Genomic DNA, 13954 nt, shown 5'->3' on the forward strand with positions numbered 1-13954 from the left:
TAGAATGGAGAATAAGACAACTGCTGCACTTGCATGATCTGGCTTTCTTGGTAGTTTAGACTACAATGCTGGTATTACTTATATACTAGAAACATAGACTAGAAAACTGTACAGTGCTACCTAAGTAGCACCGCATAGTATATTAAATATGTCACTGAACTAAGTTAAGTAAGGAAAAATATGAAAGATAACAATACTATATAATGTTCATTTTTTCATGTTAAGCACTTTTTAAATTTTTTTTGCAGCTTCAATCAAGTCAATGATCTTAATATCAATACAAATTCCCGATCTTAAAGTCTCTACCACACTCTTCACGCACTTCTTGAGCCTAAAATTAATCATTTATTTTCAAAGCTTGAATAAAAGCATTATGCGGAATATTTACATTTCCTACAGAATGTAACCTTTTTTACCTTTCTTTTGTTTTTCTAAAAGCTTCATTCTCCGCGTTACATCTCCACCATAGAGTTTGGCTGTCACATCCTTCCTGTATGGATTAATCGTCTCTCTTGCAATAATTTTACCGCCCACTGCTGCTTGAATTGAAATCTTATATTGTTGACGTGGTATTAAATCCTGCAAGCGTGCACATATTTCACGTCCCCTTTTTTCTGCCCTACTTTTGTGAACAATACAAGCCAATGCATCCACAGGCTCCCCATTGATTAAAAAGCTCAATTTATCTATTTGACTTTCCTGGTAATGAGAAATTTCCCAGTCCAAGCTTGCGTATCCTTTAGAAATCGATTTTAATCTATCGTAAAAATCAAAAACAACTTCAGATAGCGGTAACTTATATTTTAGCAGTGCTGTTGTTGTGTTGCCAATGTAAGATAAATCCGTCTGTTCTCCCCGCCTCTCTTCACATAGAGAAAGAACTTCTCCTAAATATTGGTCAGGCACCATTATGGTTGCAGTAATCCACGGCTCCTCCACTATCTCAATTTTTGTTGGATCTGGCATGTCACTTGGGTTGTGAATATTCAGAACTTCACCACTTCGCATAGTAACTCTGTATATAACGCTCGGCGCAGTTGCTGTTAGATCTAAATCAAATTCTCTCTCGAGCCTCTCTTGAATAACCTCAAGATGTAACATTCCCAAAAAACCGCAACGAAATCCATAGCCGAGTGCATTCGACGTCTCAGCTTCAAAGGTAAAACTTGTATCATTTAAATGTAATTTCTCTAGCGCTTCCTTTAGATATTTAAAAATCATCCGTTTTGTTGGGAAAAATGCTACAAAACACTACAGGATGTACTTCTTTAAAGCCTGGCAATGGCTCACTGCACGGCCTTTTCTCTTCGGTAATAGTGTCCCCTACGCTGCACTCTGCTACTTCTTTCATTGAAGCAATTATAACACCAACTTCACCTGCTGAGAGTTCACCAGTCATGACTTTCTTAGGAGTAAAAATACCGATATTATCCACGTGATATGTAGCGTTATTAGACATCATAACAATTTTCATGCCTTTCTTTAGCACTCCATTTTTAACTCGCACTGTAATTACTACTCCCAAATAAGGGTCATACCAACTATCAACTAAAATTGCCTGCAGCGGAGCGTTCGTATCACCCTGTGGAGCTGGAAGTTTCGTCACTATTGCTTCGAGTACAACCCTTATTCCATGTCCAGTTTTTGCCGATATTAATACTGAGGCGCTTGCGTCAATACCAATTACTTCTTCAATCTGGAGCATTACCTTTTCTGGATCTGCAGCAGGGAGATCAACTTTATTGAGCACAACTATTATCTCATGATTATTGTTAACAGCCTTGTTTACATTTGCAAGAGTTTGAGCTTCAACATCCTGACTGCTATCCTCTACTAAAAGTGAACCTTCACAAACTTCGACTTACTTCATATGAAAAGTCAACATGACCTGGAGTATCCATGAGATTTAGGCAATATTGACTACCATCATTTGCAGTATAGTTGAGCCTTACCGTCTGTGCTTTGATTGTAATTCCACGTTCGCGTTCTATATCCATTGAGTCAAGCACTTGATTGGTCATTTCTCTCGCTTCAAGACCATTACATTCTTCTATCAAGCGGTCAGCAAGTGTTGATTTACCATGGTCTATATGCGCTATTATTGCAAAATTCCTTATATTATCCATTAATGGCTATTTTATTTAAGTAGAACCATTTTACATTTTAAGTGTTGTCAGGGCAATTGCTATAAGAAAATAGGTTTTACCTAGCGTTGATCTGTTCTTCGTGTTGATCAACTAATTGACTAACTGATGATTGATTAAGTTTACTACTCGCTCTGTTTAAATCTTCATTTCTTTGCTGGCCATTCTGTTTGTATGCTTTTACCGCATCAGCAAGGCTTAAATAATCATCACCAACTTTAATCCTTACATCTTTATTTTTTTCCAAATCTTCATCAGCTGGTTCATCACCCACTATTTTAATACTACCATCGTTATTAACATTTAATGTAATGCTACATTCTCTTTCACCCTATATACCAGGTAAACTTTATTCCATATTGAGCCGTAGTACTTAAATCATAGTACCTGATCCCTTTATCTACATGGCCACTTATAACTCTTTCTTTATTACTATTTAGTATTGAGAAGCTAGCAATATTGTTTTCTGTACAGAATTTACTATTTAAAAACTCACTTATTTTAATACTCACTTTTTCGTTATCATTATCTTTTAGTTTAATTGTTGCACAAAGATCACCGCTTTGAGTCTTCGCTATTAATGTTGAATCAATAGCACCATTTTCTATATACTTACCGAATTCTGCGTTGGCTTTTTTCTCTAATTCACAGTATTGGCTTGCGTGCATCACTCCTCCTTATATTCACTAATTTATGTTATAATGTAACATAAATTTCAGAAAGTGGTAGCACTTTTTTTTACACATTTTCTATTACCCCTTCAACATAGACGACACCTGTTTCGAGTGAGAAACCACTTTATTAACCATATAGCTCTCATGATTGTTATCTATTTTAGACAATTCATATAGGTAATTCACCATCATTCCAGCCGACTGACTAATGCCCTTTTCAGAAGTATCCGCCATCCAGTTTAGTTGTTTATATTGATGCACCATTGCTTAAATAAAAATGTGCTACCGGGTCATAGGCACCGCCACCACTATTTTTAAGCTTTAGCAAGTAGTGTGCACAAAGCTTCAGCAAGCATTGTTTCTCGCATCCAACGTTAGTTTTAACTGCTCTGTGCTTTCTAAAATTTCTGCACTAGATTGTTTTATGTTCAGTATGCTCAATAAAGTAATATCTTGGCTTAAACTTTCTTTCAGCCATTTCGTAAAGCCAGGTATTGGAGAAAGCGTTGTGTTTTTATACTTTTAAACTCCTGCGACAGCTTTTCCACAACCCTTTTGATCAAAAAATTACCCAGGCTGATTCCAGACAAACCTGCTTGGGTATTTGATATTGAATAGAATATGGCAGTGCTTGCACTGCTTGGATCACTTGAAGATACCGACTTGTCTAAGAGGTGTTGAATGCTATCTGCAATTTTGTTCACCAATGCAACTTCAACAAAAATTAGAGGTTCGTTTGGTATTTTGTAATGAAAGAAAGCAAAACAGAGACGATCAGAATCAAGCCTGTTTTTTTAGTCACCCCAAGAAGAAATCTTATGCACAGCTTCATATTTTATAAGTTTTTCTAACAAGGACGCAGGTGAATCCCAGGTAATTTGACGAAGATCGAGTAGATCAACGTCAACCCAGGAGAGAAGTATGCTTTTCAGTTCATTTTCTAGCCGATTGAGCTCTTTATATTGGTTTTTTAACATAAGCACGTCACAACGCATATCGACAATAAACTTAAGGCCTTCCGGCAAAGAAATAAATTGCTTCAATATTATAGAGCGTGGTGATTCAAGAACTTTTATCAAGTCCTGTTCAAATTTTTAGTTTAATTCGGGATTCTGATTTTCCCTATATTCTTTTATTTTTCATCTATTTCCGCTTTATTCAGACTAAATTTTTCTGCCAGGGTTTGTAGGAACTTTATTTTACCTTTCTCTGATAAACTTAAGTACAGATTACCAAGAGATACAGTGTTCTTACGTGCTGAGACTTCCCCTCCCTTTGGGTTCAAGCACTCATTCATCTTCAAGACTAAGCTGTCGATATCGCGGCTATTGCTTAAATCATGGCCAATATTGCCAATCCACGATCTTACAGCATCTGCAACCCCACCAAATATCTTAAAAAAGCCACCTACTGCTTTCTTATCTTCAACTTCCACTTCCACTACATCAGTCTTAACTAGTGATTCCTTCTTCATAGATTCTTTTTACCGTATATCTATATTAAACCAAAGAAAAATTTTAGTCTACACAGCAGGCATTATTATCGAATTATTAGTAATTTTTGTGATATAATTAATTAGGTGTTGATAGAAGGAAATACTATATGACAGAGGCAAAGAAAAATCCAATAGTTACATTGAAGGCTCAAGCTGAAAAGTTTGACTTCAGCAAACTAAGAGCTAGTGAAAGTAATGTCGGAGCAAACTCTGGCGCAACTATGTACGTAGATTTTCCAAGAATAAATTTTGTTATCAATGGGAAAATTATAAACAAAGCTTCAATGCACACATTGATAGAAAGAGCTTGGAAGCAATATTCATGGACAGAATTTTATCGAGACCTAACTGTTAACAAGGCTAATAAGTATGGGAAAGGACCTCACAGTAGTGCAGAGCCAGTTCCTCCATTACAAAAAGAAGTAGATAAAAACAAGAATTACCGCCCAATTGCAAAAGAAATTTTTAAGGAAATGTTTAAATATGCCGGAGCAGAAGTTCCAAATGACTCTATTTTAGAAGAGCTAGTTACTAATTGCAATCAGTCTTCTTACTATGGTGGAGGACTAGTAATAAACGTTTTTGCTCCTGCACTTTTTTCTCATGAGTTAATGCTTAATGTACCTCAAGGTCAAGGTACTATCTACATCAACTGTACTAATAGAAACTGTGTTAGCACCAGGTTTGATAGTAAAATGTCTATAACAGACACTAAATTACTAACCAATGGTCGTAATTCAAAAGAAGCGGTTATATGCCAGTTAAACAGCTCGCTAGAGTTCACACTTGAGTCTCAGAATGGCAAAGATGGTGTAACATATAAAGAAGGTAAATTATCATTTACTGTTCCTGAGGAGCTAAAAACTATCAGGGAGAGAATAATAAGAGTTTGTTTGATATTATCAAAGAATATTTCCAACAATTCTGCGAAAAACTAGGATTTAAATTCGAAGCAAACACACAAATAAAACGAAATTTAAGGAATCCACTGAAAGTAAACAGCTGTTTGGAAAGTGTGGAACCTCCTACTCATTGCAATGAGCATGTTCATGGCGGTTAAGGACTGTAGTTTATATAAACTACCCAGGTCCAAAATGCTAGAACTCAAGAGTTCTTAAACTGGACCTTATAATAAAAATGGGCAAACTTCTTTTGATTAGCTATAGAAAAAATTACTTCTTCATATATTTTAAAATTGGCGTTTTTTGTAGTGCTCTTAAATTGCCTTAGCTACAAACATTAAGAAATTTACCAAGCGGAGAAAAAAGGCAAAAGAATCCCCGTGGGTGGCTAGTTATTTACATTTAACTTTCAAACATGGCGTTCTCTTATTCTAAACGTCTAATAACTGCGACTCAGTTGCTTTTGAGCTACAATTAGTCTCAATTATAAACGTTAAGAAATTTACTAAACAGAAAAAATGACAAAAGAAACCCTATGGCAGCTAGTTATTCACTATCATTTTATCAGTTGGCGTTTTTTAATCTTTTTAAGCGCCCAAATAGGCGCAATTTACAGCACTAGTTGGTAATGTAGACAACAATGTAAAAGACATGAGGTGCACATAATGCAAAAAATTAAACATGAGACGCCAGATATACTAAGTTTTTTTGTCTTTTAATCTGTACAGAGAAGATAAATAATTAGCTTCAGCCTTATTATAAAAGGGTTGGCGGGGGTTGGCGGGGGTTGTCAAGGAGATTTTTTGTTTCATTCAACATGCTACCAAAAATGCAAGAAGTCTATTATGAAAAAAAGTCCTCTTAACTTTAGCTACCTTTCTATAAAAGATCTATCGACTGTTGCAATTATAGGTGTAAACAAGAATGATAAAAGAGTACGAGATTGAGTAACTATATACACTTCTGCTGGCATACCAGGGTATAAGTATACATTTTTAAATTGGGCAAGCTCTGGCTTTGGTATCACTACACGTACTGAATAATAACGCCCTAATCTTGGATCGTCGAGGGCATCGGGAGAAATATGGCTTACTATACCATTAATTAAACTTAAACGACGCGCGCTGTAAGCACTCAACCTTACTTTGACCTTTAACCCTTCTAACCCGTCAATGGAGACTATATTACTATCTTTTTTTTGTGCCGATAGTATCTCCTCTATATTTCTAGTCTGAATTTTAGCGTCTATTATTAAATCATCATTAGACGGTACTACGCTCATGATCGGAACTCCAGATTGTATAACACCACCTTCAGTATGGTACCTTATATCCGTAACTATTCCGTCTTGAGGCGATCTAATTACTGTGCGCGCTAATGCATCTTCTGCAACCATCAATCTTTCCCTTAAGTCAGCAATAGACGTGCTGACTTCCTTAAGTTCAGTGTTTGCTCTTTCTTGAGAATCATTCTTTACATTTATAATTTCTAACTCATTCTCTCCAATCTTTTGTTGTACTTGAGATATTGCAGCACGGTAATGACCGACTCTACCTTCAATTTCAGCGAACTGCTTTTCTAAAGCCAAAATATGCGGCCTGCCTATGTGGCCGCTGCTAAGAAGCTGTTTTTTTGTTTCCAATTCCTCAGCTATTAAGTCATATTGTTTGAGAGCTGCATCCAATTGAAAATTCAACCCTACTAACTCGTCATGTAGCTGTTTTATACGTTGTTGCAGTATGTCAGTTTTTCCTAATATACTCTTGCGCTGAGAATTAAATAATCTTATCTGGTTTTTCATCACTTTGTTTGCAAGCTCACCATCAGATAATTCTTTGACTTCATTGGGAAGCTCAATTGTGTCTAGGTCTCCCCTAATAGCAATAAGTCTTGCTTCAGTTGCCAAAAGTGACAAGAGCTTTTCTTTTATTATACTCAAATTCGCCTTCTCGTTAACGTCGCTTAACAAAACTAAAGGCTCTTCTTTTTTAACTGCTTGGCCCTCTTTGACCAAAATTTTGCTTATTATTCCTCCACCCAAATGCTGAACTATTTTTCTATTTGAAGATACAATAACTTCTCCACTTGCGTGCACTGCTCCATCAATTGGAGCTATAGCTGACCAAATACCACCTATTCCAAAAAAAATGAATATCACTATCAGACCGAAAAATAGTGGTCCCCATGTTACTCTCAGGACCTCATTCACGTTATTACCTTCGCGCTTTAAAATAAAACTTATCGCCGCATCAATCAATGCGAACGTTTTATCTAAAAATTTTGGATACTTTTTCTTTTTGGTTCTTTGCATGTTTATATTATCGCTATGGCCAAGCAGACCTGTCAAAGAAAATCCAGCGCTAAGTTTTTTTAACTTACTGATCATACATTATTGTGAACTTGCGTTAATATTAACATAACATACAAAAGCAAAGAATCCATGACTTAAGCACCTAACTTAGACTGTAGAACATCAGAATAAACTATTTAGTAACAATTTTGCTATATCTTAATTTGACTTAAGCTTTTATGAGCTGCTTACATCATGCAAGAAATCTATTGTCAACTAGACAATGTTCTGTTAGTAATCAGAAAAATGCGGTCGTTATGTTTCAATTAGAAGGCAAAAAATTTCTGATTACTGGTGCATCAGGTGGAATAGGTCAAGCAATTGTAAAGGTTATGTACAAAGCCGGAGCAATCTTATGTGTTTCTGGCACAAAAAAAGAAGCCCTCGAAGAGATTGCTAAACAGTATGAAAAGAACGTATATGTACTTCCTTGCAACTTATTTAATGCTGAGGAAGTAAGTCAGCTAATAAATAGAGCAAGTGAGTTAATGGAAGGTTTTGACGGTCTTGTATGTAACGCAGGCATTACACAAGATAATTTATTGCTGAGAATGACAGATGAAGCATGGCAAAAAGTGATTGATATTAACTTGAATTCCACGTTTAAGCTCAATAGAGAAGCGTGCAGGAAACTAATTAAGAATAACTGGGGAAGGATTATAAATATTTCATCGATAATAGGGTTAACAGGAAATGCTGGGCAAGCAAATTATGCAGCATCAAAAGCTGGAGTAATAGCCATGAGCAAATCTATAGCAAAAGAAGTTGCAAGTCGAAATATAACAGTGAATTGTATCGCTCCTGGGTTTATAGATACTAAGATGACTGAAGTTTTAGCCGAGGAACAAAAGAGAAAAATATTAGATAATATTCCAATGAAGAGAATGGGGACAGGAGAAGAAGTAGCAGCAGGAGTCCTGTTTCTAGCGAGTGATGAAGCAAAATATATCACAGGGCATGTGCTGAATATTAATGGCGGTTTATTTATGTAGTAACACCTTATCTATAGACAAGCCATAAATTTTACTGTAAAATAAATATATGTAAACTAAAATTATTTTTACTACGCTAGTTTATTATTAAAGGCAAGGAAATGAACTCTATAATAAGAAAGTTTTTTAATGTTTTATATGTGGTATTGGTTTTCTCAGGTTATCCAACCTCTTCTGGTGCAAGTGATAGCATGGACAGCACAGCTGAAGTAATATGCAACATTATTGGGTATGTGTGGGGGATAGGTGGTCCACTTATGACCGTAGTAATAATTGGTGCGTCCTTGCTTGCAATATTTGGCAGAATGCCTTGGCCAGCTCTTTTTGCTTTAGGCATGTTTTGTGGTGTATTCTTTGGTGCTAAGACGATTATAATGAAAGTTATACCTGATCATCTGAAAGCAACGAATATGCTTCAAGGGTGTGGAGAAAATAAAAAGTGATAGCATGCTACAATGCCTTTTGTCATCCATTGAATTGCTTCATGTCTTCAATTTGCAACAAGTAAGGGCTGTCTTTTGGTAAAGTTTTAACAGCTAGTTCAGCATATTTCATAAATTGTTTTAAATTACCTTCAATGCAAGCCTTTTTCGTTAAGGCAAAATAGTGCATTGCCGTATCGGCATTACGTCTATGTGCGATGCTTAAATACTTCCAAACAAAGGCATTATTTGGTTCTATACCTGCAATCTGCTCCAGGTAAAAAATTGCCTTCTTTGTATCACCGTACAATAACAGAGCATGGGATAATGCAAGTTTCACTAAATAACTGTTCTTCTCAGATAAATATTTAAGTGATTCTTCATACATTTTTATTGTTTCACTTAAATTTCCAGCCTTATATAGCATTTCTGCTTTTAGTTCATATAGGTATGGATCATCACGTGACTTTTGAACTAGTGAATCAACTATAGCAATGGCCTCTTCTATCTTTCCTTGTCTATAGTGAACTATAGCATTTACATATTCAGAATTGCCTTCATATTTGTTGGATAACACGTGGATAGGAGAGAAGAAAGAATCTAGCTTTGTAACCATACGCTTAAACTTTATTAATTTATCTGCAAGAATTGGTTTTACATCGTTTTTAACCTTATAATTCTGTACAGCAAATATGCGCTTATCACTAAGTGGATGAGTACGAAAATACCCTTCAGTATTTTCATGCTCAATACTTTTAAAGTACCCAAAAACCTCCTTCATACCTGAATTATCATAACCAGATTCATCAAGATACCTTAAAGCATAGCTATCTGCTGCGCTTTCTTGCTCTTGAGAATAGTTGAAAAACAGTCTCGAGCTGAGCGCTACACCACTTAGCAAAATTGCACTAGCAACCTGGGGATTAATGATAATAGTAGAAACCAACCCTACCATATAACTAATCATCGCTATCGATTGAAAATAACTCACAGCACCACTCATCTGCAGTATATGACCAGCAGATATGTGAGCAATCTCATGTGCTAATATGCCAAGTAAAACATAAGGTTCAGCTGAATATTGCAAAAGTCCTAGGTGAATGAAAATGCTATTATTGTCAATTACAAAAGCATTAATTGAACTATCGTTAATTATGAAAACTTTTATTCGATTACCATCAATACCTGCGGCAGAAAATAAAGGCTGTGCTAGCTCTTTTACCACTACCTCTACTTCACTATCTCTAATAACACTAACAGAGTAAGCACTATTACAATACGCAAAAAAGAACAATAAGGTAAAAAACTTGACAATTCTAAACATGGAAATTCCGTATTTGTATAATTTTTAGGAATTTTACATTTTAGCACTTAAATTATACAAATTTATAAACGCTAGCTTAACTTTTTAACGTAGTTAATAAGTTTGTCGATGCTAGTTAACTTAATCTTATGTTGTTCAGCAAATTCAAGCAACTGAGGTAAGCGCATCATGGAACCATCATCGTTAACTAGTTCACACCCTACAGCTGCGTGATTCAGGCCAACTAGCTTTGCTATTTCAACACTTGCCTCAGTATGACCATTGCGTGCTAAAACCCCACTATCGTTTGCAATAATAGGAAAAACATGACCTGGAGTAATAATATCATCTTTAGTACTCTTTTCGTCAATAGCGGTAAGTATTGTGCGCGTTCTATCATGAGCAGACACACCTGTTGTAATACCATAACGTGCATCAATTGACGTAGTAAATGCAGTGTGAGGAGTAAGCTTTTCATCTACATTACTTCTTCTCATAAACTCAAGACCTAGCCTATTCATATGAAGCTTTGTCATAGCTAGAAATACAATGCCAGTACCGTACCTAACCATAAAAGCTATATGTTTGGGCTCCAGCTTTTCAGCTAAGACGATTAAATCACCTTCATTTTCTCTATTTTCATTATCAACTAAAATAAATAATTTACCAGAACAAGCGTCCTCTAACACATCCTCCACAGAAGAAATACTGGACAGATTCATTGATGCATAAGTGGCCTGTACCATATTTACTTAAATTCAATCTGAACTATTTTATATAACTTCTCCCCGTTTGGCACTACCACTTCCACATATTCACCAACTTTTTTACCAATTAAAGCGCTGCCTAAAGGTGAGCTAGTAGATATCAATTGTTTTGAAACATCAGCTTCGTACTCACCTACAATTTTATAAATATATTCTACTTCACTGCTATCATCATTTAACATGCTTAACGTCACTGTTGCACCAAACATTACTGAATCACCAGACAAATTTTTCGCTTCTATTACTTCTGCGTGTGAAAGTTTGTTTTCTAATTCCATTATACGGCCTTCAATAAAACCCAACCTTTCCCGTGCAGCATGATACTCTGCATTTTCAGATAAATCACCTTGATCACGTGCATCTGAAATAGCTTGTATAATGGAAGGTTTTTCTTTCTTTAATTTCTCAAGCTCAGTCTGTATATGTTCAAAACCTTCCCTTGTCATAGGAAACTTATTAACAATGGATGAAGTCATAACCACCACCTAAACGCAAATAAATTGAGTAACAAAGTTACTCACAATATTGAAAACATCGTTCTTTATATCATCATTCATGCTATTTGACAACTTTTTTAAAACTCCAGGATGCGCAGTTTGAAAATAATTGACAAGATTGAGCTCAAATTTATTGATGTCGCTTATCTGTACCTTACTCAATTGATCATACAAATTAGAAAAGATATACATGAGAACTACTTGTTCTTCTATTGACATAGGTGAATGCTGTCTTTGCTTTAATAGCTCAACAAGATATTTACCCTTGTCTAAGGACAATTGAACACTAGCATCAAGATCAGAACCAAATTTTGCGAAATCTTCTAATTCTCTATACTGAGCTAAACTCAGCTTTATAGAACCAGCAACTTTTTTCACGGATTTCAATTGCGCAGCAGAGCCAACCCGAGAAACTGATAAACCTATATTCACTGCAGGGCGAAATCCTTTGTGAAATAATTCAGACTCAAGAAAAATTTGTCCATCAGTAATTGAAATCACATTAGTTGGAACATATGCAGATACATCACCGGCCTGAGTTTCAATAATTGGCAAAGCAGTTAAAGACCCCTGTCCTTTTCCATCAGACATTTTAGCAGCTCTTTCAAGCAAACGAGAATGTACATAGAATATATCTCCAGGATAAGCTTCCCGGCCAGGGGGACGTCTAAGTAGTAGGGACATCTGCCTATATGCCACAGCGTGCTTAGATAAATCGTCATATACCACCAAGCAATGCATTCCATTATCACGGAAAAATTCTCCAATAGTGCAACCAGCATAAGGTGCTAAAAATTGCATAGGTGCGCAGTCAGATGCACTAGCCACAACTACAGTCGTATATTCTAATGCCCCACTTTCTTTTAGTTTATTTACCACTTTTGCCACTGTTGAAATTTTCTGCCCAATAGCAACATAAACGCAGTAAACCTTTCGATTTTTGTCCACCTCGTCATTAATTTTCTTTTGATTAATGATAGTATCAAGTGCAATAGTAGTTTTACCAATTTGTCTATCGCCAATAATTAATTCACGCTGTCCTCTACCTATCGGAATTAGTAAATCTATAATCTTAATTCCCGTCTGCAGAGGTTCATGTACGGATTTACGATCGATAATACCTGGCGCTTTGGATTCTATATCCATTCTGTTTTTAGCTCTAATTTCCCCACCGTTATCTATAGGATGGCCCAACGCATTTACAACTCTTCCTAGTAATTCATGTCCTACAGGCACCTGTATAACGTTACCACTGCATCTTACAATATCCCCTTCTTTCACGTCACGATCATTACCAAGCACCACTATTCCAGCTATATCATGATCTAAATCAAGAACTATTCCTTCCACACCACTTGCAAAAAATACCTTTTCACCGAATTTTGCCTTTTCGAGTCCATAAACCAATGCAATACCATCGGTTACTGAAATCACTTCACCTATGTTTTCTCGCTTTATAGGATTATCAAACGCCTCAATCTTTTCCCTTATTATGTTTACTACTTCAGAAGTATTTATACTATTTTTCATATACAATTCCTTATTTTCAATATTTCCATTTTACTCAAATCAATCAATCTATCTAAGTAACTCTTCAGCGAAGCATCGATTAAGTTAAAACCATACTTCACTATAAAACCACCTAGTATAGAAGGGTCAACCACGTTATTTACTTTTATTATTTTACCAAGAAAGCTTAAAGATTCAGTAATTATTTTTATATCAGATTTCTTTAAAGCCTTCGCTGACTTTATAGTGATTTCCAACTCACTTTTACTTTCTCTTACAAGATTTAAGAATTTTTCTAATATAAGAATTAGTAAGCTAGAACGTCTATTTGTAAATATAACCATGATAAACTTCACTAAGTTCTCACTCAAGTCTTCATTTATAGAAAGTATCGCTTTTTTTTTGTGCGCAAGAGAAACCATAGGATGGGATAGGCATATAAAAATATCACGTTGATTTTTGAAAAAAGCCAATAAAAATTCTACTTCCTTTCTTATAATACCTAGCTTATTTTCTGAGACATAAAACAGCGCTCTAGCGTAAGATGAGATTAAATTATTGCTTTTCATATTAAATTACCTATGCTAATATTTGTAGCCTAAATCCAGCCCAATGGGCTTTGTTGCGTTTACTGACAAAACTCATTATGAAATAGTTATCAAGGGAAAAGTATACTAGAAACAATAAAAGTCAGTAATTAAAATGAATATAACAGATTTTCAGAGAAAGAGAAGTATTTTTGTTGGTATCAGAAATAGACTTATTACATAGTTTTTGGCAGCACATTGGACGAAACGAAGAAACTACTTGACAACCCCCGCCAGTCTCATTATCATGCTACTAAGGGTATTTCTGACTCAAAACTTGTTTTTGACCTGCAGGATCAACGACAAAAATTC

Annotated in this window: 10 protein-coding genes and 3 pseudogenes; 3 read left to right on the forward strand and 10 right to left on the reverse strand. The window is 35.5% G+C overall.

Going from position 1 to position 13954, the window contains the following annotated elements; all coding sequences use genetic code 11:
• Nucleotides 1-337: 337 nt before the first annotated feature.
• From lepA to HET73_RS02840, 4 genes and pseudogenes are all read right to left on the reverse strand, one after another.
• Nucleotides 338-2126: pseudogene (lepA, locus tag HET73_RS02825) on the reverse strand (translation elongation factor 4).
• Nucleotides 2127-2202: 76 nt separating this feature from the next.
• Nucleotides 2203-2418: a hypothetical protein gene (locus tag HET73_RS02830; RefSeq protein WP_174133993.1), complete on the reverse strand. Its 216-nt coding sequence runs from the start codon at nt 2416-2418 to the stop codon at nt 2203-2205.
• A 52-nt stretch (nt 2419-2470) separates the two neighbouring features.
• Entirely contained in the window at nt 2471-2812 is a 342-nt protein-coding gene (locus HET73_RS02835) for a hypothetical protein (RefSeq protein ID WP_174133994.1), read from the reverse strand.
• Between the two features lie 84 nt (nt 2813-2896).
• A pseudogene (locus HET73_RS02840) lies at nt 2897-4292 on the reverse strand (malonyl-CoA decarboxylase).
• Nucleotides 4293-4420: 128 nt separating this feature from the next.
• On the opposite strand from HET73_RS02840, the pseudogene HET73_RS02845 reads away from it, so the two are divergent.
• Nucleotides 4421-5373 (forward strand): annotated as a pseudogene (locus HET73_RS02845) (hypothetical protein).
• Nucleotides 5374-6086: 713 nt separating this feature from the next.
• Here the strand turns inward: HET73_RS02845 and HET73_RS02850 are convergent.
• On the reverse strand, nt 6087-7601 hold the full coding sequence (locus HET73_RS02850) for an HlyD family type I secretion periplasmic adaptor subunit (RefSeq protein ID WP_174132973.1): 1515 nt from the start codon (nt 7599-7601) through the stop codon (nt 6087-6089).
• 221 nt (nt 7602-7822) lie between these two features.
• Between HET73_RS02850 and fabG the strand changes: the two genes are divergently transcribed.
• Both fabG and HET73_RS02860 read left to right on the forward strand, forming a co-directional pair.
• The gene (fabG, locus tag HET73_RS02855) at nt 7823-8557 is read left to right on the forward strand and encodes a 3-oxoacyl-[acyl-carrier-protein] reductase (RefSeq protein ID WP_174132972.1); all 735 of its coding nucleotides are present in this window, start codon (nt 7823-7825) and stop codon (nt 8555-8557) included.
• 101 nt (nt 8558-8658) lie between these two features.
• Nucleotides 8659-9000, forward strand: a complete 342-nt coding sequence (locus tag HET73_RS02860; RefSeq protein ID WP_174132971.1) for a TrbC/VirB2 family protein — start codon at nt 8659-8661, stop codon at nt 8998-9000.
• Nucleotides 9001-9022: 22 nt separating this feature from the next.
• Here HET73_RS02860 and HET73_RS02865 read toward each other — a convergent pair whose 3' ends face one another.
• The 5 genes from HET73_RS02865 to atpH form a co-directional block, all read right to left on the reverse strand.
• Nucleotides 9023-10303, reverse strand: a complete 1281-nt coding sequence (locus HET73_RS02865; protein WP_174132970.1) for a M48 family metalloprotease — start codon at nt 10301-10303, stop codon at nt 9023-9025.
• A gap of 71 nt (nt 10304-10374) precedes the next feature.
• Complete coding sequence (gene ribB, locus HET73_RS02870; protein WP_174132969.1) at nt 10375-11028, reverse strand: 3,4-dihydroxy-2-butanone-4-phosphate synthase; 654 nt, start codon at nt 11026-11028, stop codon at nt 10375-10377.
• Nucleotides 11029-11030: 2 nt separating this feature from the next.
• Entirely contained in the window at nt 11031-11525 is a 495-nt protein-coding gene (greA, locus tag HET73_RS02875) for a transcription elongation factor GreA (RefSeq protein ID WP_174132968.1), read from the reverse strand.
• Nucleotides 11526-11534: 9 nt separating this feature from the next.
• Nucleotides 11535-13076, reverse strand: coding sequence for a F0F1 ATP synthase subunit alpha (gene atpA / locus HET73_RS02880; protein WP_174132967.1), 1542 nt, complete (start codon nt 13074-13076; stop codon nt 11535-11537).
• Nucleotides 13073-13624, reverse strand: coding sequence for an ATP synthase F1 subunit delta (atpH, locus tag HET73_RS02885; protein WP_174132966.1), 552 nt, complete (start codon nt 13622-13624; stop codon nt 13073-13075). Before atpH ends, atpA begins: the two co-directional genes overlap by 4 nt.
• Between the last annotated feature and the right edge of the window lie 330 nt (nt 13625-13954).

Source organism: Wolbachia endosymbiont of Atemnus politus (assembly GCF_013309895.1).